The sequence below is a fragment of the Noviherbaspirillum pedocola genome, assembly GCF_016632335.1.
GTDB lineage: Bacteria > Pseudomonadota > Gammaproteobacteria > Burkholderiales > Burkholderiaceae_D > Noviherbaspirillum_A > Noviherbaspirillum_A pedocola.
Map to the genome: position 1 here is coordinate 146,547 of NZ_JAEPBG010000011.1, position 20,152 is coordinate 166,698.

Consider the following 20,152-nt stretch of genomic DNA (forward strand, 5'->3'; position numbering starts at 1 on the left):
GCGGCGCACGGTCTTTGGCCGCACGGACTCAGCCATCGGCCACCGCGTGTTCTAACTCCGGTTCGCCAGTGGGCCCACGATTTCCGGGCCTTTCCGTACCAATTTCACTGGCAATACCGAGGTTGGTGACCTTGCTATTGGATAGCGATAGCAGCCATACAGCCCTGGCTTCCCAAGCCGTAGCCGCAGATCTCGGTATCCAGCGGTTATGGCTGCCGAGCTCAACCCGACGGATACGCTATGGGGGAAGGCAAGGACACGATCTGCGCCAACAAACAATACGCATCGATCGATGAACAGGCCGCGCAGTTCACTGACTATCTTGCTGGATGAATCTTGCTGGATTAATGGACCCCAAAGCCCTCTAGAATTCCGGCATCCGATCCAAGCGGTTTTGGCTCAGCCAACTAATGGTAAATCGCTTCTGCCGACCTGCTTAGACGTCGCTAGCAACGCCCTCCTCATTGGGTGCAGCAACGGCGGCAGCCGCCGGGCTCAGTTGGGGGCGAGCCTTGGCACGCAACCAAAAAAAGACCTGCACCAGCACCAGCAGCGTGCAGACTGCGATGAAGGCCGCGCTGATGGGCCGCGTGACAAAAATCGACAGGTCGCCACGCGACAGCAGTAGTGCACGCCTAAAGTTTTCTTCCACCATCGGCCCCAGCACATAGCCCAGCAGGATTGGCGCCACCGAGAAGTCCAGCGCAATGAGCATCGCGCCAATAATGCCGAACACCAGCACTTCCCCTACCTCGAACAGGCTGTTGTTCGTGCTGTACACCCCCACCGCGATGAAGAACATCGCCGCCGGGAACAGGAAGCGGTACGGCACCTGCAGTAGCTTGACCCACACGCCAATGAGCGGCACGTTCAGGATCACCAGCAGGACGTTGCCGATCCAGAAACTCGCAATCAGGCCCCAGAACAGGTCCGCGTGCTCGGAAATCAGCTGCGGCCCCGGCTGAATGCCCTGGATCAGCAGCGCACCTAGCAGCAACGCCATCACCGCATCGCCCGGAATGCCAAGACTCATCGTCGGAATGAAGTCCACCTGGGTCTTAGAATGCGACGACGCTTCCGGCGACGCTACGCCTTCGATGGCGCCGTGGCCGAAGCGCTCCGGTGTCCTCGAGATCTTCTTCTCTAGCGCATAGGAGATGAAGGTCGTGATCGTCGGTCCCGTGCCCGGCATCGCGCCGAAAAGCGTGCCCACCAAGGTGCCGCGCACCATCGGCCAGAACGATTGCTTCAGCTCGCTCTTCGAGGGCCGCATGTCCTTGAGTTTGAGTTTCATGCCGCTTCCGATGACCTGTATGCGGTTGACGTTGTGCAGGAAGTCCGCCACGCCGAACAGGCCCAGCGCCAGCGCCACCAGTTCCAGCTTGTCGGACAGCTCGATGAAGCCGAAGGTGAAGCGCATCGTGCCCGAGTTGACATCCGTGCCGACGATGCCGGCCAACAGGCCCAGGCAGGTCATCGCAATGCCTTTCACCGGCGAGCCACGCGACATCGTGCCGCCGGCAATCAGGCCCAACAGCATGATCGAGAACAGCTCGGCGGGGCCAAACTTGAACGCCACCTTCACCAGCAGCGGCGAGGCGAAGATCATCACCAGGATGCCAACCGAGGCGGCGAAGAAGGACGCGATCATCGTGATGCCCAGCGCCGTGCCGCCCTTGCCCTTCTTCGTCAGCGGATAGCCGTCCAGGCAGGTGACCGCATGCGGCGGATGGCACGGCAGGTTCAGCAGAATCGCGCCAATGGCGCCGCCGTACTGCGATCCGTAGAAGATGCCGGCCAGCATCAGGATCGCCGGCACCGGGTGCAGCGTATAGGTCAGCGGCAGCAACATCGAGATGGCCGACAGCGCACCCATGCCGGGCAGCACGCCAATCAGGTTGCCAACCAAGACGCCGAAGAAGGACCACATCAGGTTATGCGGCGTAAGCGCCACGCCAAAGCCGTGCCACAGGTCGATGAGTGATTGTTCCATGGTTCAGCCCCAGCGAAACAGCGGGAACTGCATCTGCAGCGCCCAGGAAAACACGATGACGGCGACGGCGACCATGGCCAGCGCGAGCAGCAGCGCGCTCTTGATGGTGTTCTGCCGGTCGCCGAGTGCGGCGATGAAGGTCACGGCGAAAGTGGCCGGCGCCAGGCCGCCCCAGCGGCCCAGCACGATGAAGGCTACGGCGGACAGCACGATGCAGCTCCAGCCACGCCATTCCGGGGACTGGCCCCTAGCCTGCGGTAGCGCCGCGCCGGCGGCCGGTTTACGCCGGTACTGCGACTGCGCGCGCAGGCCGGCTAGCGCGATGATCAGGCCCATCGTAGCCAGCACCGCGCCCACGGCCACCGGAAAGTAGCCCGGTCCCATGCGCGTCAGCGTGCCGACCTGATAGCCCAGGCCCGTGTAGATTGCGCCCAGCCCGAGCCCGAGCATCAGGACGCCGCCCGCGATGTCCTTGCTGCCGGAGCGGCGCTGGGTGGAAGAGTTACTGTTCATCGGCATGTCTCCTGTCATAGGCATGGTCGGCCGCCATTGAAGGACGTCCGCGATACTTCCTCGATTTTTCTGCCGGCGCAGGTTCGTAGCCGGGGTTGTTGCAGGGCAGTTCTCTTCATCGCCCACGCTCGACAAATGCAAAGCATATCGACTTTTCTGGAAATGGCTGCCTCCGATTCGCATGCTTAGCCATTCGCTCATGCAATTTGAGAGCGCCAGGACGCTAATACTTCGGCCAGCAGCGAGGCTTCGTTTGGAGCCTGACCCTGCACCGCAGCCGGTGTCCTCGAAAATTTCGGCACAGGTGCCGGCTGGCGGACGCCGGCGACCTCAACAAATGCACCGCGTTCGACATTATGCGGATGACGCATCGCCTCGCTAAGTGTGAGAACCGGTGCGAAGCAGGCATCGGTGTATTCAAGCAGCGCAGCCCATTCGTCGCGGGTTCGCATCGCAAAGAGGCGCGCGAACTCGTCGCGCAATTGCGGCCAGCGCGTCTGGTCAAACTGGCAGGCGCGCAGTTCGGGACTCACCCCGACGCGCTCACATAATTCAGCGAAAAACTTTGGTTCGAGTGCGCCGATCGACACATACTGGCCGTCAGCCGTCCTGTACGTGCTGTAGTATGGTGTACCGCCATCGAGCATGTTGGCGCCACGGCGTTCGGTGAATCTCCCGCGCAGGGCAAACGAGGCGAAAAGGCTCATCAGCGAAATCGTTCCATCGGTGATTGCGGCATCGATGACCTGCCCCCTGCCCGAACTCTGCCGTTCGTACAACGCCGCCAGGATACCCGCCACGAGGTACATGCTTCCACCCGCGTAATCCCCGATCAGGTTCAGCGGTATCGACGGCGGACCGTCGCCCGGGCCGATCGCGGCAAGTACACCCGTCAGTGCAATGTAGTTCACATCGTGTCCCGCGCTATGGGACAGTGGCCCGGTCTGCCCCCAACCGGTGATACGACCGTAAATTAGACCGGGATTGCGCTGCGCAAGCACATCCGGTCCGAGGCCCAAGCTTTCCATTACACCTGGCCGGAAGCCCTCGATTAGCACGTCGGCTTCGTCTAAAAGCATTAACACTTCATCCCGACTGTTCGCATTCTTCAGGTCGGCAATGACGACGGTGCGGCCGCGCGCAATGAAGTCAGTGGAGTCACCAATCTCCTTGCCAGTCCGCTCGATGGTAACCACGTCGGCCCCCATATCGGATAGCAGCATGCAGGCAAATGGCGCGGGTCCGAGGCCGGCGAATTCGACCACGCGCAAGCCTGCTAGAGGGCCTGCGGATCGGCTTGGCTTACGATTTTCCATTGCATTAGGCTGTAGGGTGGATTTGCATTCGGATGGTGTTCGAACACGCCTTCGACCGCGGTTCCAATCCGTACATCCTGCATCGGGTCGCCGAGCAGGTTGCCCAGCATTCGAATACCTCCGGCGTGCGGTAGTTCGACCAATACCACTAAATACGGGCCGCGCCCGCGCAGGCAGGGATGCGATGGATGCCAAACACGCTCCCAACTGTAAATTAACCCTTTCGCGTCGACCTGTGTCCACGAGGGATCGAACTCGTGGCAGCGATGACAGATCCACTCGGCTCCAAACTGCCAGGTTCCGCAGTGATCGCACCGCTGCGCGAGAAGTTTACCGTTGCGTAAGCCGTCCCAATATGGCGCTGATAAACCATCCGCCTCCGGCACGGGGACCGGCAAACCCTCGGGAAGATAAAAATCTGCACTCACTGCGCCGCCTCCGATCCAAACAGCAAGCTACTCACCGGTGTCACCATCGGTCCGCCGATTACAAGCGCAACATCGCTGCGCGCAGCTTGGTTCGTTGATGTGCCGCGCACCTGGCGCACGGCCTCCAGCACTAGTTCAAAGCCGTGCATGTAGCATTCGGCCAAATTGCCGCCACTGGTGTTGAGCGGCAGCCGCCCGTTCGGCGCGATTAGGTTTTCCATCGTCAGAAATTCATTTGCCTCTTCCGGCTTGTAAAACCCGTGTTCGGCCAGCGCCATCAGCACGCCGCCTGTGAAGTTCTCATAGCTTTGCACTACCCCGACGTCGCCGGCTTGCAATCCCGACATCCTGTACAGGTCAGGAGCAACCGTGGTGAAACTTGCGCTTGCGTACAGCGGGGCGTTGTGGGGAGCAGCGGCGACCCGATGGTCAGAGCCCGTGGCGGCTCCCAGCAGGTAGGTCGGCTTGCATGGGAAGTCTTTCGCCCTCTCTGCGGAAACCAGCAACAATGCGGCAGCGCCGTCGTTTTCCATGCAACAGTCGAACAGATGGAAGGGTTCGACGATCCAGCGTGATTCGTCGTAGCTTCTCGTATCGAGAGGCTTGCCGCGCATCAGCGCGCGTGGATTCGACTGCGCATGATGGTAGGACGCAAGCGCAATCGCGCGCAGCGCTTCCTGCCGGATGCCGTGCTCGTACATGTAGCGGCGCACCTTCATTGCGAATTTCTGCGGTGGCGCAAGTACACCGTACGGCATTTGGTAAGCCATATCGCCCGAGATCGTGTCGCTTGCCGCGGCCTGGCCGAAACGGCCGTGCTGTCCCTGGGCCAGTCCACGAAAAACCACCACGCACTCGGCGAGTCCTGCCGCAATCGCAGCGGCGCCGTTGGCAACTGCCGCACAACAGCCTCCCCCGCCGCCGCCCCACTGCATCGTCGTCGAGCGCAGCTGGCGCGTGCCAAAAGCGGCGGCTAGACGCGACGGATCGCTGCGATCGTTACCGAACGATGAAAAACCGTCGATGTCACGCGGATCAATGCCGGCATCCGCGCAAGCTGCGAGAATCGCCTTCAGCACCAGCTTGAATTCAGCGTCGGGCGACTGACTATGCTTGTAATAGGTGGATTCGCCGATGCCGACCACGGCTGCACGGCCACGCAAACTGTTCGCTGTTGTCATTCCTTTTGCGCCTTTGCAGCGGCCGATGTAGTTAGCTTGCCGGGGTCGACACACGCTACGCCGGCTTGGAGCAACTGCTCAACGCGGTCCACGTCGTATCCTAGAGTGTCGCGTAGAATCTCCAGCGTGTGCTCGCCGATCAGTGGCGCCGGTTTGGGATCGACGACCGGCGTGCGCGAATAACGTATCGGCAGCGAGATGTTTGGCAACCAGCCAAGGGTTGAGTGCCGGATACGGCTGACGATGCCGCGTTCGCGCGCTTCTTTCGAGCGCAGCGCCTCTCCGACGGTGCGCACCTCGCCGCAGGGAATCGATGCTTCACGCATGCGCGGCTGCCAGTATGACCACGGCTGCTGCTCGAATGCGTCGTTAAGAATACTAAACAATTCCTCACGTCGGCCCATGCGGCCATTACGATCCGCCAGCACCGGGTCATTCGCGAGATCGGGCCGTTCCAGCACTCGGGCAGCCAAGCGCTGGAAGATCTTGTCGTTGCCGCAGTTGATGTAGAAGGGTTTGTCAGCAGCCTGGAACACGCCCGACGGGCAAGTGTCAGGGCTGGTATTACCGTGCCGTTGTGGTTCGGTGCCGGTGAACAGTTGCTGCATCGTCGCATAACCTGTCATCAGCATGGCGTTGTCGAATAGCGCGATCTCGACTGACTGCCCTTCGCCGGTCCGTTCTCGTGCGAACAGGGCGCCCAGCATCGCGTTGCAGGCCATCATTGCGGTGCTGATATCCATGACCGGCGATAACGCACGCACGCCCATGCGATCGGCGTAGCCGTTCATCGACACGAAGCCACTCTCTGCCTGTGCGATCGGATCGAACCCGAGCCGGTCTGCGAACGAGCCTTCACGCCCGTAGGCCGACACCGAGCAGTAGATAAGCTTTGGGTTCAGCGCCTTGCAAGTCTCATAACCGAGTCCGAGGCGCTCCATCACGCCGGTGGAGAAGTTCTCCGCGACCACATCGGCGCTTGCGATCAGTTCGAGCGCGACCTTCAGGCCCTCGGGGGATTTTAGATCAAGCGCGATGCTGCGCTTGTTCCGGTTAGCCCAGAGATAAGGCGCGCCCAGTGTCTTGTCGTCTGGATGGCCCGGCGGATAGTAGCGGAACTCATCGCCACGCCCAACCGCCTCGATTTTGATGACGTCGGCCCCCATGTCGGCCAGCATCATCGTGGCAAGCGGCCCCGCGATGAAATGGGTGAAGTCGACAACCCGAATGCCTTCGAGAGCTTTAGGCGCGCCCGAGGGGCGGGATGTGGGCAGGGGAAACTCACTTGCCAGATCCGACAATGGTGAAGCATTATTAGCCATACGCTTATATTCCTGGTTACATGTGAATGTCGGCTTGCTTGACCACCGGGCCCCACTGCGCCCGGTCTTCCTTGATTAAGTCAGCAAGCTGTTCCGGCGTGCCAGGATCGGGCTCAACCTTGCGGTCGAGCAGTTTCTGGCGCACCTCTGGCTTGTTCACCGCGGACACGACCGCCTTGTTCAGCTTGTCCACCACGTCTTTCGGCAGGCCTTTCGGCCCGAGTACGCCAAACCAAGCCGCGCTTTTGAAACCCGGAATGTCCTTCGCGATTGGCGGCACGCCCGGCACCACCTCGGTCGGTTTCTTACTTCCCACGCCGATGTACTTTACCTTGCCGGTCTGCAGCATCGTTGCGCCATCGAGCCCGGTGACGAAGGCCGCCTGCAGGTCACCGGACATGAACGCGGTCATCACCGGTGCTCCGCCCTTGTATGGAATATGCAGTAGGTGGGTACCGGCCATCGTATTGAAGTATTCGCCGCTGAGATGTGACAGAGAACCGTTTCCAACCGAACCGAAGTTCATGCTTTGGCCATGTTGTTTCGCGTAATCGATGAACTCCTTCACGCTGTTGACTGGCAGATCGGACCGTACCGTGAGGATCATCGGCGCGATCGCGACGTCGGAAATTGGCTGCAGGTCTTTCACCGGGTCATACGGCACCTTGCGCATGAAGTCGACAATCGCGTTCGGGCCGGTATTGCCAAAGACCAGCGTATAACCATCCGGCTTGGCCCTAACGACCAATTCGATGCCGATCGTGCCACCGGCGCCAGGCTTGTTCTCAATAATCACCGGCTTGCCAAGCGCTTCGCTCACCGGCTGCTGGATGATGCGAGCCAGCTGGTCAGTGCTTCCGCCGGCTTCGTACGGCACGATGATGTGGATGGGCTGGGACGGAAAGGAATCCGCGGCCGCAGAACCGGCGAACGCGAGACAGGCCAGGCTGATCGCAAGGCCACGAGAAACGGAAAAATGGCGCATCTTGTCTCCTGTTGGGTGGAAGATTGATTTCTGCCGCTCTCGCCGGCGGCTCTCAACGCTATTTCAATACGAGACGGGCACGGCCCGCTGCATCGAAAACAGCAAGCTACTCAAGTACGGTTTTCCAGTATTGCCTTGCGCGATTCATGTGGGCCAGAATCAGTTTCGCGGCTTTCGCGGAATCCTTGTGCTTCACGTATTCAACCAGACGCCTGTGTTCCTTGGCCGAGGCCTCGCCCTGCTCCCGGTTCGCAAACATCACCACGCGCCGTTCGGCGGTGAGCTGATAGAACGCATTCAGCACGCGCACTAGAATCGAATTGTGTGCGGCGTCAACCATCGCGATATGAAATTCGGTGTCCATCTCCGAAATGTTGCCGCCCAGATCCAGTACTTGCTCCGTCTCGCTCAGCACCGCTTCGAGCCTCGCAATGTCCGCTTCCGTACGACGTTCACAAGCCAGAGTGATTGCGAGTACCTCAAGATGGGCACGCACTTCCATCGTTTCGGCCACCTCGGTGACCGTAGGTACCTCTCCCATTCCCGTCAGCATCACGAGCGCTTCGAAACTGCTTTCCCGCGCGATGTGGCGCATGTAAATGCCGGAGTTGGGCCGCGACTCCACCATCCGTAGCGTCACCAGCGTAGCCAGCGCCTCGCGCACCGCGTTTCGCCCCACGCCGAGGCGCTCGGCGAAATCACGTTCGGAAGGCAGCTTGTCGCCAGGTTGCAGCCGCCGCTCCTGCAGATACCCGAGGATGCCCATAATCACGGCGTTGCCGTGCGTTCCGTTCGCTGTCTTTGTTTTGCTATGCTCGCTTGTTTCACTTGTCATTCTTCTTTCCTAGAGATCAAGTACAAGCGTCTTAGATCGGGAACCGGAACAGCAAATCATAATGCTGCGATTTTCCCGCTTCTCCTCGTCGGTCAGGTAATCGTCCCGATGATCGGGCTCGCCTGCGATGACCCCAGTTCTGCAGGTGCCGCAAATGCCCGCCGAGCAGGAATACTGTGCCGGAATATCGTTGTCAAGCAGTGTGTCGAGTATGGTTTTTCCAGGCGGCACATGCAGCCGTTGCCCGCTGTGCTGCAGCACCACGTCGAAACCGCCGGCGGTCGCTGCCTCACTGCCCGCGGCGAAACGCTCATGGTGCACCGTGGCTTGCGGCCGTGCTTTGGAAGCAGCAAGGAAATCCTCGATCATCGGTCGTGGTCCGCAGCAATACAAATGCGCGTTCGCCGGCGCGTCTTCGACAAGCCTCGCGAGATCCAGCCTGGGCACGCCCGTGGAGTTGAACCGCAGGTCCAGTTCTCCCCCTTGCAGGACGAGCTCCTGTAATTCGTCGAGAAAGGCCGCATGCCGAGGGGAGCGCGCTGAATAATGCAGCCGCCATGGCCGGCCGAGCGCGCTCAGCCGGCGCGCCATGGCAAGCAGGGGCGTAATCCCAATGCCGCCGGCGATTAGGATCGACATTGGTGCATCTTCCGCGAGCGGAAAGTCGTTTTTCGGCGCACTAATGCGCAAATAGTCACCGACGCGCGGCACGCCATGCATCCACGCCGAGCCGCCGCGTCCATCGGGTACGCGGTGGACCGCGACCACGTAGCGATGGGTCTCAGCGGGATCGTTCACCAAGGAATAACTACGCACCATGCCGCCCGGGAGATGAAGGTCGATGTGCGCGCCCGCGCTGAACGCGGGCAGTGTTTCGCCGTTTGCAGCAACGAGCTCATAGGAAACGATGCCGTCCGCCTCCAGGCGGACTTGGCGCAGACAGACCTCCAGCTGTGTAGCGCCGGGTACAGGGCTTGAGGCGGGTATGGCCATTGTGAGAAGTGAGATCAAAATGTCTGAACTGCGCTTAAGGCGTATAGCCCAGATCGCTACCGAGACGCGCCTTCATGAATTCGCTGCCATCATCCTTCCAGGAGCCCGTCGTCGGGAGCGTCAGAGAGACTGCGCGCACCATCCAGGCGTCGGGATCGTCGCACCGCGCCGGGCGCTGCTGGTTGACCGCCAGCTTGCGCACCTTTTCAAGTAACATGCGGCGTGTCATCGCAATGCCGGTATCGCTGGTGCCGAGGTGTTCCGCCGAACGGTCGTAGATCGGCATCACGCCAGACTGACAAGCCGCGTCCTGGATCCATAAGCCGGGCATGCCTGAGTTGTATTTCCTTACCTGCGCGTCGTAGTCGAAACCGTAGGCGTTTGCCCGGTTGTACTTACTCCAGTAACGGTGATAAGGCACGCTGACCGCCCGTGTCTCAAACGAGTCCAGCGACGGGTGCGCAGTCTCGCGGCCTGCGTGGCCCTGATCAAAAAGCTTGCGCGTCTTTTCCGGCAGCGGGCGTACCGGATCGTAGGAAAACATGACGCAAAGCGAATGCTCGTCGTCGATCGGCACCCAGGCATGGCCGCTCAGTTCCGGGAAACCGGAAAACGGGGGCACGAAGGTCCAGAATGGCATGAGGAACTGGTTCACCCGCACGTAACGCTTGTCCTCGCCCAGCTGGCGCAGCGAAGCAATGTGCAGGCCGCCGTCGTGTGGCAAGACTTCGAACTTCGGCGCCAGATCGGCCGCCTGTTTCCATTGGTTGATGTTGCCGCCCGTGTCGACGCGGCCGTGCAGGATCGCGGCGTGCGCCGAATCGATTTCGCCCTCCAGCGCCTGTAGCCAATTGCATTCCTGAACGCGAAAGCTGACGTACGCGTTTTCCGGGGGTACCATGTTCCATTCGATGTTCGGCAACGGCGGCGGCGCATCCTGGTCCGGCCCCATATAGGTCCACGCAACTCCGTTGCGCTCCTGGCAGACATAGCTCTTGATCCGGGTGCGGTCTTTGAGCCGGCTTTCCGCGGGCTCGGTGGGGGTATCCATTAGCTTGCCGTCGACACCAAATTTCCACCCGTGATACACGCAACGCAATCCGCAACCTTCGTTACGCCCAAAGATCAGTGGCGCGCCACGGTGAGGACAAGCATGATCGACCAAGCCGATGCGGCCTTCGCTGTCGCGGAATGCGACCAAGTCCTCGCCCAGCAGACGCACCCGCTGCGGCTGGCCATCGACTGCGAGGTCGCTCGACGGTAGGAAGGGAATCCAGTACAGCCGCATCAGCTGCCCCATCGGCGTGCCGGGACCCACGCGTACCAGCAATTCGTTGTCTTCATTCGAAAGCATGTCGGCCCTTTTAGTGGTATTTCCAAACTGGTAGGATCAGTATAGGAACAGTACCAGCTCGAAGTCAATAGGGCCGTTCTTGGTATTCCGCCCAAAGAAGAAAAAATTGATGGGTGGCGATCATTCCGTGCTTCGTGGCTGGCAGCAATATCGTTCCCGTCGCAGTGGCGCGGGAGTTGATGAAACAGGGAATTCCCATCCCGTCTCGGGGGAATCCTGGGTCTGGATGACAGGATGCGGGAGGCGACGCCCTAGCCCGATGACGCTGCCTCGCCAACAAGGGAAAGGACGCTTCTAACTCACAGTTCGACCCGTATTCGCTACTGGCAGGACGTTGTCACTGGCCGAACCCCGGACCACGTCGATCACCTGCAATACGTCGTCCGGTTCCTGGTCGCCCCGCCACGCACTCTGCCCATCCGGCCGCACCAGCACCAGCCGACGCTCGTAGACGTCCCCCGCGCCGGGGTCAAGGATGGTCTCCACCCGGAGCGGCACTCCCCGTTTTTGGGCCGCCGTCACAAACCCTTTACCGGATGGCGCGTCCTGGCCGAAGCGCAATAGCACAAACTCACGACCGAACAGGTCCAGCGTCGACTTTCCCTCCGCAAGCCACACGTGCGGCGCACGTGATCCCGGCCGTGCGGTGGGCTGATAGGTCTGCACGGTATCCGGCGGCTGCGGTGTACCGTCGGGCACGATGATTGGAGAATGTTCGTACATGTACCCGAGATGGATACCAATGCTGAACCATTCACGTCTCATCGTCTCGGTATAGCGGTCGCCGAACTCCTTGCGCGCACGATCGCCTTCAGGCGAATTCTCGAAAAGCTCCTTGGGTGGCTGCGCCACGCGCGGATTTAGCATCCGCTTAAGGTTGTCAGTGGCTTCGGCCACGTTGCGCAGGCCTACCGGCCGCTGTTCGGCTTCGTATGAGCGCAACAGATGCTCGCCGCCCCACCCTTCGATCTTCGCAGCCAGTTTCCATGACAAGTTCACCGCATCCTGGATGCCGGTGTTCATCCCAAACCCGCCAGTCGGCGACGTGAGATGCGCGGCATCGCCGGCGATAAACACCCGCTTAGTGCCATAGCGGCGCGCGACCTGCTGGCGCCGCACCCACGGTAGGATCGAAAGAATCTCGAAGTTGAATTCCCGCCCGACCGCGCGCACGATGGCCGCACTCAGTTCCTCGTCTGTGTACGCTCGCCTTTCGCTATCGCCAACCAAAGAAAAACGCCACTGATCTCGGCCATTGATTGCGACCAGCGTTGCCCAAGTACCCTCCAGCCCGATAAAAATATAGCGGTAAGCCGGCCTCATCCGGTGCAGCTTTTCCAGACCGTCACAGCGGAAAATTATGTTGGTCGTATAGGTGAGCGCCTCGGGCCCATCCATCGGGATATCGAGTCTGCGCCGCACGGTGCTGGCGCCGCCGTCGGTGCCTACCATGTAGGAGGCAACGACTGTCTCCTCTTTCCCGCTACGCGAGTCCCGCAGCGTAGCCACCACCTTGTCCTCGTGTTCGATGAAACCGATCAACTCAGTTTCGTAACGTAGCGAACACAATCCGGATCGCTCCGCAAATCGGCGCAGGACCGGGTCGAAAAAGTTCTGCGGACACCTCTCGCGCTTCTGCGGACTCTGCGGCGGAGACTTCTCCGCGCGCGGCGCGGGGAAGAATTCTCGTCCAAATTCGTGGCTATTCAGGTTGGTCACCCAAGCGCAATCCTGCGGATAGTCACGGTTGTAGCCAGCGCTTTCGACCCACGGCACGATACCCCAGCGACGGCAATACTCCATCGAGCGGATGCCGACCATGTCCATTTTTGCCTGACGGATCTCACCATCGGATTTTTCGACCAGCATCGTGCGGATGCCACGCCAGCCGAGGTCGCCCGCAAGCGCAAGGCCGACCGGACCGGCGCCCACAATCAGTACCGGCACATCGCTGTTCTGTGTCCCTGTTGCCGTCATCGCTTACTCCTGCGCCACCTCGAACAGAACCGGCGGCACGGCGTCTGTTTCGCGCACGTTCACCGTCATCTCACCCACCTTTTCGATACGTATCGTTACTGTGTCCTGCGCCCGGATCGGGCCTATTCCTTGCGGCGTTCCACTGGCAATTACGTCACCCGGGTACAGCGTCATCACGGACGAGGCCAGTTCGATTAATTCCGCCACATCGACGATCATGTCGGCAGTGTTCGCGTCTTGTCGGCATTCGCCGTTCACGAACAACTGGTTGCGCAGCTTTTGCGGATCGCCCACTTCGTCGGCGGTAACGATCCACGGACCGAGTGGAGTAAAGGTTTCAAAAGATTTGCGCATCACGCGCTCTTCTTCGGCAAGGTCCTTCACGATGCGCATCGTTACGTCGATCAGGCAGCTATAGCCGAATACATGATCGAGCGCCCGCTCTCGAGGCACATTGCGCGCGGTTTTGCCAATCACGACCGCAAGTTCTGATTCGTGATCAAAGCGACGCCTCGAACCGCGTGGAAGCTCGATGCCGCGCGCAGGTCCGGTTAGCGAACCGCTTGCCTTCATGAACAAGCCCTGCTCACGCGCCGTACGTCCCTTTTTCGTGACGGCCATCGTACCCATCTCCGCGATATGCTTAGCATAGTTCGCCGGCGCGGCCAAAACGTGCACCGGGCAAGGATTCGGCGGCAACAGTCGCACCGCAGCCAGGGGCAGCACCCGCGCGCTGCGGCGTGCTTCCCGCAGGCGCGGGGCGACCGTCTCCCAATTGGCAATTGCGCGATTCATGAACACCGGCGGCCAAATTCCGGACGCATCAGGAAGCGCGGAAGTTACGTCATAGATCTGGTCGCCCTCGACCAGTCCGACGCGGTAGTCATCAAATACGGCAATTTTCATGGCAATGGATGCTCGGTTTACAAGAGATCTGGGACGAACCGCGCTACTATCGCGGAATACGTTCTTCGCGGTACAGGCCAAGTGCCTGCAAGGCAGGGATATCGTTCACCTGGAGGAGGCGCGCCGGCCTGTCGCCGTCATTGCAATGCGCGTAATAGGTCCACGGCGGAATTGCAATGAAGTCGCCTTCGTTCCATTCAAATTTGCGGTCGCCGACCGTGCTGCTGCCGCTGCCATTGATTACGTAGTACACCAAGCTCCCGGTGTGGCGCTGCGGCAGGCAGATATGCTTCGGTCGCAGCCATTGCAACCTCGTGCCGATGGTGGTCAGCGCCGCCCCTCCAGTCACCGGATTGCGGTATTCGAGAAGGGTGTCATCGTACGGATCAGGAGGTAGTTCGGCAGCCGCAGCGAGCGCCGCCTGTGCCTGCGCGGCCGGATAGGCGAGCAATGGGTTGACCGCATTGTGATGTTGCGCGTGCACCGGGCTCATCACGCCGCTCCCGAACTGCTGCAGCGAGCGCCTTGGATAGTCCGACACCGGTTGCAGCTCAACGGGCGAGCCCTCGAAAAACGTCGCATGCATGTGTCGTACCAGCGAAATATCGAGGACATCAAGCCAGATCATCGGCGCATCGCCGCGATGAATGTGATCGTGCCAGGTCCAGCTCGGCGTGATTACGAAGTCACCCTCGTTCATCGGGTACTGTTCACCGTCGACCGTGGTCCAGGCGCCGTTGCCCCGCATGATGAAACGTAGCGCGGTTGCCGCATGCCGGTGCGCGCCCGCAATCTCACCGGGAAGGATGACCTGGATCGACGCCCACAGTGTGGGGGTTGTACCATACGGCAGGCCGGGATTGGTGAGGCGAAGCGTGCGCCGATTGCCGCTAGCCTGCATCTTCACCCCCTCGCCGATCCGCTTCAGCAATACCGACAGGTCAGACCAGCGCCAGTGCAGCGCCTGCATTTGCGACTGCGGTTCCCGGGTGAACAGGGGAGGATCATCCGGCTGGTGGATACGACTATGGAATAGTCCCAGTTCCCGATCGAGTTCTCGCCGTGTGTCGGCGTCGTTCAACTGACTGCCATGCGTTTCAGACATATCGCGCTCTCGTCAAGATACTGCCGATTGAAGGATACTGCTGCAGGCGAAGCTGGAGTTTTACACCGACTCAAAAGGTCCTACCTTTATGCTAGTCACACCACGTCCCCAAGTCAATAGGCCCAAAAGCAGCTTACAAAAGGTAGGAGGTTAAGCCACCTGGCTCCGGCTGTTGCAAGCTAAAATACAGCCGCAGTCTGCCCCTGTCTTTATCGCCCGGTTTTTCACGAATGCCAGATTCTCTGTAAAAGCATGAGAAGCCTTTTTACTGACGAGATGAATATGGATTCAGTTCGCAGCAAACCGACCGCCAGCAAGCTGCCTTCCCCGGCGGAAGCCGCATCACCCACAGCGCCAGCAACGCTGAAGGCCGCGCGTACCGCGGGAAAACCGCGGCGCACGTTCGAAGACATTTGTCTGCAAATTCGCATCGAGATGCAGGAAGGACGGCTGAAGCCAGGTGACCGCCTGCCGGCTGAGCGAGAGCTGGCGGAACAACTCGGCGTGTCGCGCAACGCCGTGCGCGAAGCTTTGCGCAGCCTGGAAGTGGCCGGCGTGATCGCGTGCCAACGCGGCATCGGCGGTGGCGCGTTCATCCGGCATGGCGATCCCGGAATCATCACGCAAGCTGTGTATGACATGGTACTGCTGGGTCGCATCTCCACCGAAAGTCTCACCGAGACACGCATTCTATTGATGAACGACGCGCTGAGACTGGCCTGCGCGAGGGCCACCAGCATCGACCTCGATGCGATCGAGCGCGACATTGACCTTGTCGAGCAGCTGACCTACAGTGGCGACCTTAAAGGACGCTCGACTTACATCATCAATTTTTACAGCCTAATCGCGCGCGCGACGCACAATGAAGTCATGGTGATGCTGATTGATTCACTTTCCGAAATCGTCCGGCAGCTACTGGACCGGATCAGCCCTACACCGCGCACTGATGTTATCGAAGTGAGGCGCTTAATCCTCAAGCACTTGCGCGCTCGCAATGTGGACGGCGCAGTATTGGAAATGACACGTCATCTAGAGAGACTGAGCCAGCAACTCCGTGCAAAAGAAAAGACACTAGCCAAAAAAACTTTTCGGCCAGATTAATGACAACTTAGTCATGCGGGGAAATCCATGGCCAGAATTATAGGGATATACGAAGCCCGGATCCATTGGTTTGAAGTCATACAAGATGTCAGGAAGAGCGAACACTACCTGATCACCCATCACGGCGAACCGATTGCAGTGCTTGTAACAACGCAACCGCAGTGAAAGCACGAGCCTTCGAGACAAGCGGCCCGACAACCGCTTGAAGCGATGTAGCAACCCCCATCGTTGCCGTGGACATCGATAGCACTATCGAAGAAGGAGGAGATTAATAAAACCCTTTCCCGACAACTCAATCGCAATGTGTTGGTTACTAAAAATGACCGCGACGCGAGCCAATTTATCGCCCTGCTCGGCGAGCTGGATATCGAGCCTGATACGCAAACCCATTATCATGCGCTGGTGAGACGCTGGGCCTCGCTAAAAAATATGGATTGTCATCCTATGATTTTGTTTATCTCAAATTCGCCCTGCATATGCACCGTTGATGCCTGCAGCATCCCGCATAGGCCGTCCACGCGGCGTCAGCCTGCGCGAAGTCATCAATGCGATTCGGTATCTGGTGCGCTAGAGGTGCGAGTGGCGCATGTTGCCACGCGATTTTCCACCTTGGCAGACGGTGTACTAGTGGTTCCGACGCTTCGTGCGTCGTCTGCTATTCCGCATCATCCACGACATTGCCTTGATGATGGATCGTCAGCTTCGTGAGCGCGCCCCGCAGCCCAGAGCCGGCGTATTGGACAGCCAGACCATCAAGGCCCCGGCTGCATGCGAGCGCGGCTATGACGCCAACAAGAAGATCACTGGCCGCAAACGCCATATCGCTGTCGATACCGATGGCCGGCTGCTGATGCTCAATCTCACCGCAGTGAGCATTTCCGATTCCGCCGGCGCGCAGAAGGTGCTGGATGCCCTCAAACAGCGATGGCACTAGCTTAAGCAGCTGTTTGCCGACAGCGCCTATGACCGGCGGACCTTGCTGGACAAGGCAGCGTTCCTGAACTTCATCGTCGAAGTCGTTCGCAAGATACAGGACCAGCACACCTTTGTGCCGCTGCCACGACGCTGGGTCGTCGAGCGCACCTTTGGCTGGATGATGCGGTTGCGCCGCCTGGTACGCGACTATGAGCAACGCCTCGATGTCTCTCGCCAAATGATTTATGTCGCCACAGGCGGCCTTCGTCTTAAACGGCTCTTCGACAAAAATTGATTCTCAAACGACCTCTAACCGCTTTCTTCGCTATAGCTAAGCTCAAACCAATGCTGCCAGTTGCCTTGTTATGTGATCCCATAGATGATTAAAGGGTTCGAACACCGCCTATAGTCGTCTTCCGGACTGCCGTGCCCTCGTGTCGTGGAGTTCTACGATTAACGGTTAGACGTGTCACAAAAGCAGGCGCTCGGACCCCTTGCGGTAGTTGTGAAAGGTGATCTGGTAACCGACGAACCGGGCAGCCCGCCTTTCGTTAGAGCATTCTTTAAATAAATAGAAAATTTCCAATGATTTCGCAAAAGAAATCTCATAACTCTATCGAAAATTTCGATTCGCTCAATGGAAGAACTTTGATTGATCAATCGGCAGCAGCGTTATAGAGTCTGCAACTCGTATAGCGCACAGCTCAGAGGCTAAGGGAAAGGTTACTGATTCCATGCCTGTTCACGGTTGCTTTTCAGGCCGAGGCTAGGCCGCTACAGGAGATTAGTGATGTATATGAGAATGGCATGGTTCAAGGTGCGCCCAGGACGTTGGACCGAATATGAAACGCTATACAAGAATTCGATGAAACCTGCACCAGGGCTCAAATGGCGGTTGCTCTCCCGCGATGTCAATCATCCAGATGCGGGCTATGTGGTAAGCGTCTGGGACAGCCTTGAGACGCTTCAGTCGTGGGAGAGCTCGGATTACTTCGATAAGGTGTTTATGCCAAGCATTCAGCCCTTGCTGGAAGGCGGCCTGACAATAGCCGTATGCGAAGTGCAGCATTTCGAAGCTCCTACTCCGCCTAGCCCCCGCCAAGCTGACTAAAGAATTCCTATTGGAATAAGGTGAAAGCCATGCCTGCAGAATCGTTTCCTTTGATCGTTGGGATAGGCGGCACCACGCGTGCCGGATCCTCTTCTGAAAAGGCGCTGATGGTGAGCCTACGCGCCGCGCAGGCAGAAGGCGCCCAGGTAATTGCCGTTGCTGGTCCAGCCCTTGATCTGCCGATGTACGCCCCTGAAAAAAAAGACCGGTCTTCGGAAGCGGCCAGACTGGTGGATCTGTTTCGCCGCTGCGATGGCTTGATCATCGCATCGCCTTCCTATCACGGCTCGATATCGGGATTGGTCAAGAATGCGCTCGACTATACGGAAGACCTGTCTTCAGACGAACGTGTCTATTTCGACGGTTGCGCTGTAGGACTGATTTCCTGCGCCGCCGGGTGGCAGGGAGCAGGTCAGACCCTGTCCGCTTTACGGGCGATAGCACATTCATTGCGCGGCTGGCCGACCCCGCTGGGCGCTATGCTCAATACATCGACCAAGGTGTTCGATGACGCGGGCGCGTGTCTGGATCTGTCCGCAAAATTTCAGCTCGAGACAGTGGGCAGGCAGGTGGTGCAATTTGCGCGTCTGCACAATGCGGACCGCATCGGTACATCGTGATGTAATGATCGTTGGATGTGGCAGTGCGGCAGCACGGTGCTGCTGTAGGTCTGTCAGCAGTTTCTAACCATGCAGACTTGCTGACCACTTCTGTGCCGCAGAGTCGATGGTATTCCGCCGCACAAAAAGCATGCCAATGGCATACATCGCAAGGCTGCGCATGGATGTGGAAGGCAGGCGCTTTTACCGGTTTATGACTTACAGCAGGCTGATAAAAAAAGGAGACAATGATGACGATCCACCACTCAAGACGTGCGTTCGGCAGCCTGATTGCCGCACTTGCGCTTTCATTTAGTATTCCAGCCGCCGCACAGGAAATGATTCGCATCGGCTTTGTTGCGCCGATGAGTGGAAACTACGGTGCTTATGGCCAAGGCTTTTACAATTCCATGCGCGCTTACATGGCGAACTACGGTGATACCGTGGCAGGCAAGAAAGTGGAAATCATCGTCAGGGACAATACGACCAACACTCCCGACAATGCGCGCCGCCTAGCCCAGGAATTGGCTTCCAGGGATAAGGTCGATTTCCTTGCCGGGTTCGCACTCACACCCGATGCGCTTGCTGTGGCCTCAGTTGCCACGGCTGCCAAGAAGCCCACGATTGTGATGCTTGCCGCAACTGCTGGGCTGACCGCCAAATCACCCTACATCGCGCGTGTATCCTACAGCAATGGACAGACGTCGGCGACGATGGCCAAATGGGCCTACAAGAACGGTGTGCGCAAAGTGTACACCTTGGTATCGGACTTCGCATCGGGAATCGATTGCGAAGAGGCATTCAAGAAGACCTTCGAGGCACAGGGCGGCAAGATCATCGGCGGCACCAGGATGGCCTTGGCGAGCCTCGATTACAGTCCCTTTGTGCAGCGCGCGAAGGATGCGGCGCCCGATGCGATTTATTTGTTCGTGCCGTCCGGCGATCCGATGATCGCCTTCATGAAAGCGTACACCGAAAAAGCCTTGCCTCAAGCCGGCGTCAAGCTGATGACATCGACCGATCTTGCCGATGAATACATCCGTCCACTCGGCGACACCGCGCAATATCTGATCAATACCGTTCAGTATTTCGATACACTGGACAATGATGAGAACAAGCGCTACACGGCAGCGTATCAAAAAATTGCCGGCCGGCTGCCGGGCGCCATCGCGGTCGGCGGATACGACGGTATGGCCGTGATCTACGAAACGGCGAAGAAGCTCAACGGCCAGATCGATCCCGATAAGGCGATGGCAGCAATCAAGGGCATCAAGATCAAGAGCCCGCGCGGCAACCTGACCATCGATCCTGAAACGCGCGACACGGTGGCAAACATGTACGTGGCCAAGGTTGAGAAGCGCGAGGGTCGGTATGTGCCTGTGGTAATCGATACATTTACGAACGTCACCGAAGGTCGCTAGAGCCGGTCTACGGCATGCGCCGGCGGCATGCAGGCCAATTGCGCCGCCCGCTAGCAACCGCCGGCTGAAAACGATTCCCAAAACGCATTTTCAGGAA

18 protein-coding genes and 1 pseudogene are annotated in these 20,152 nt (G+C 59.1%); 6 read left to right on the top strand and 13 right to left on the bottom strand.

What is annotated here, in order from left to right; translation table 11 throughout:
- Positions 1-436 precede the first annotated feature (436 nt).
- The 13 genes from JJB74_RS22345 to JJB74_RS22405 form a co-directional block, all read right to left on the bottom strand.
- Complete coding sequence (locus tag JJB74_RS22345) at positions 437-1,993, bottom strand: tripartite tricarboxylate transporter permease (RefSeq protein ID WP_200595591.1); 1,557 nt, start codon at positions 1,991-1,993, stop codon at positions 437-439.
- 3 nt (positions 1,994-1,996) lie between these two features.
- Positions 1,997-2,506: a tripartite tricarboxylate transporter TctB family protein gene (locus tag JJB74_RS22350; protein ID WP_234484765.1), complete on the bottom strand. Its 510-nt coding sequence runs from the start codon at positions 2,504-2,506 to the stop codon at positions 1,997-1,999.
- Between the two features lie 197 nt (positions 2,507-2,703).
- Positions 2,704-3,822 (bottom strand): CaiB/BaiF CoA transferase family protein, encoded by a 1,119-nt coding sequence (locus tag JJB74_RS22355; protein ID WP_200595593.1) that lies wholly within the window; start codon positions 3,820-3,822, stop codon positions 2,704-2,706.
- Positions 3,783-4,250 (bottom strand): Zn-ribbon domain-containing OB-fold protein, encoded by a 468-nt coding sequence (locus JJB74_RS22360; protein WP_325170157.1) that lies wholly within the window; start codon positions 4,248-4,250, stop codon positions 3,783-3,785. Before JJB74_RS22360 ends, JJB74_RS22355 begins: the two co-directional genes overlap by 40 nt.
- Positions 4,247-5,431 carry a thiolase C-terminal domain-containing protein gene (locus JJB74_RS22365; RefSeq protein WP_200595595.1) on the bottom strand — a complete coding sequence of 395 codons (1,185 nt, stop codon included), beginning with the start codon at positions 5,429-5,431 and terminating at the stop codon, positions 4,247-4,249. Before JJB74_RS22365 ends, JJB74_RS22360 begins: the two co-directional genes overlap by 4 nt.
- A complete protein-coding gene (locus JJB74_RS22370) occupies positions 5,428-6,753 on the bottom strand; it encodes a CaiB/BaiF CoA transferase family protein (RefSeq protein ID WP_200595597.1) in 1,326 nt (441 codons plus the stop codon). The genes JJB74_RS22365 and JJB74_RS22370 overlap by 4 nt, the downstream gene beginning before the upstream one ends.
- Before the next feature lie 16 nt (positions 6,754-6,769).
- Positions 6,770-7,738 (bottom strand): Bug family tripartite tricarboxylate transporter substrate binding protein, encoded by a 969-nt coding sequence (locus JJB74_RS22375; RefSeq protein WP_200595599.1) that lies wholly within the window; start codon positions 7,736-7,738, stop codon positions 6,770-6,772.
- Positions 7,739-7,844: 106 nt separating this feature from the next.
- Positions 7,845-8,573 carry a FadR/GntR family transcriptional regulator gene (locus tag JJB74_RS22380; RefSeq protein ID WP_200595600.1) on the bottom strand — a complete coding sequence of 243 codons (729 nt, stop codon included), beginning with the start codon at positions 8,571-8,573 and terminating at the stop codon, positions 7,845-7,847.
- A gap of 9 nt (positions 8,574-8,582) precedes the next feature.
- Positions 8,583-9,566 (bottom strand): PDR/VanB family oxidoreductase, encoded by a 984-nt coding sequence (locus JJB74_RS22385; protein ID WP_200595602.1) that lies wholly within the window; start codon positions 9,564-9,566, stop codon positions 8,583-8,585.
- Positions 9,567-9,600: 34 nt separating this feature from the next.
- Positions 9,601-10,854 carry a Rieske 2Fe-2S domain-containing protein gene (locus tag JJB74_RS22390; protein ID WP_234484766.1) on the bottom strand — a complete coding sequence of 418 codons (1,254 nt, stop codon included), beginning with the start codon at positions 10,852-10,854 and terminating at the stop codon, positions 9,601-9,603.
- A gap of 360 nt (positions 10,855-11,214) precedes the next feature.
- A complete protein-coding gene (locus JJB74_RS22395; RefSeq protein WP_200595607.1) occupies positions 11,215-12,897 on the bottom strand; it encodes an FAD-dependent oxidoreductase in 1,683 nt (560 codons plus the stop codon).
- A gap of 3 nt (positions 12,898-12,900) precedes the next feature.
- Positions 12,901-13,803 (bottom strand): fumarylacetoacetate hydrolase family protein, encoded by a 903-nt coding sequence (locus JJB74_RS22400; RefSeq protein WP_200595608.1) that lies wholly within the window; start codon positions 13,801-13,803, stop codon positions 12,901-12,903.
- 46 nt (positions 13,804-13,849) lie between these two features.
- Entirely contained in the window at positions 13,850-14,884 is a 1,035-nt protein-coding gene (locus JJB74_RS22405) for a cupin domain-containing protein (protein ID WP_200595610.1), read from the bottom strand.
- Positions 14,885-15,190: 306 nt separating this feature from the next.
- Between JJB74_RS22405 and JJB74_RS22410 the strand changes: the two genes are divergently transcribed.
- The 6 genes and pseudogenes from JJB74_RS22410 to JJB74_RS22440 all read left to right on the top strand — a co-directional run bounded on the left by JJB74_RS22410 (position 15,191) and on the right by JJB74_RS22440 (position 20,055).
- Positions 15,191-16,009: a FadR/GntR family transcriptional regulator gene (locus JJB74_RS22410; protein ID WP_200595612.1), complete on the top strand. Its 819-nt coding sequence runs from the start codon at positions 15,191-15,193 to the stop codon at positions 16,007-16,009.
- Positions 16,010-16,036: 27 nt separating this feature from the next.
- A complete protein-coding gene (locus tag JJB74_RS34215; protein WP_200595614.1) occupies positions 16,037-16,174 on the top strand; it encodes a type II toxin-antitoxin system Phd/YefM family antitoxin in 138 nt (45 codons plus the stop codon).
- Positions 16,175-16,481: 307 nt separating this feature from the next.
- Positions 16,482-17,219, top strand: a pseudogene (locus tag JJB74_RS33390) (IS5 family transposase); the annotation flags it as partial.
- 495 nt (positions 17,220-17,714) lie between these two features.
- Positions 17,715-18,035 (top strand): antibiotic biosynthesis monooxygenase family protein, encoded by a 321-nt coding sequence (locus tag JJB74_RS22430; RefSeq protein ID WP_200595618.1) that lies wholly within the window; start codon positions 17,715-17,717, stop codon positions 18,033-18,035.
- Positions 18,036-18,064: 29 nt separating this feature from the next.
- Entirely contained in the window at positions 18,065-18,655 is a 591-nt protein-coding gene (locus tag JJB74_RS22435) for an NADPH-dependent FMN reductase (RefSeq protein WP_200595620.1), read from the top strand.
- 227 nt (positions 18,656-18,882) lie between these two features.
- Positions 18,883-20,055, top strand: coding sequence for an ABC transporter substrate-binding protein (locus JJB74_RS22440; RefSeq protein ID WP_200595621.1), 1,173 nt, complete (start codon positions 18,883-18,885; stop codon positions 20,053-20,055).
- Positions 20,056-20,152 lie beyond the last annotated feature (97 nt).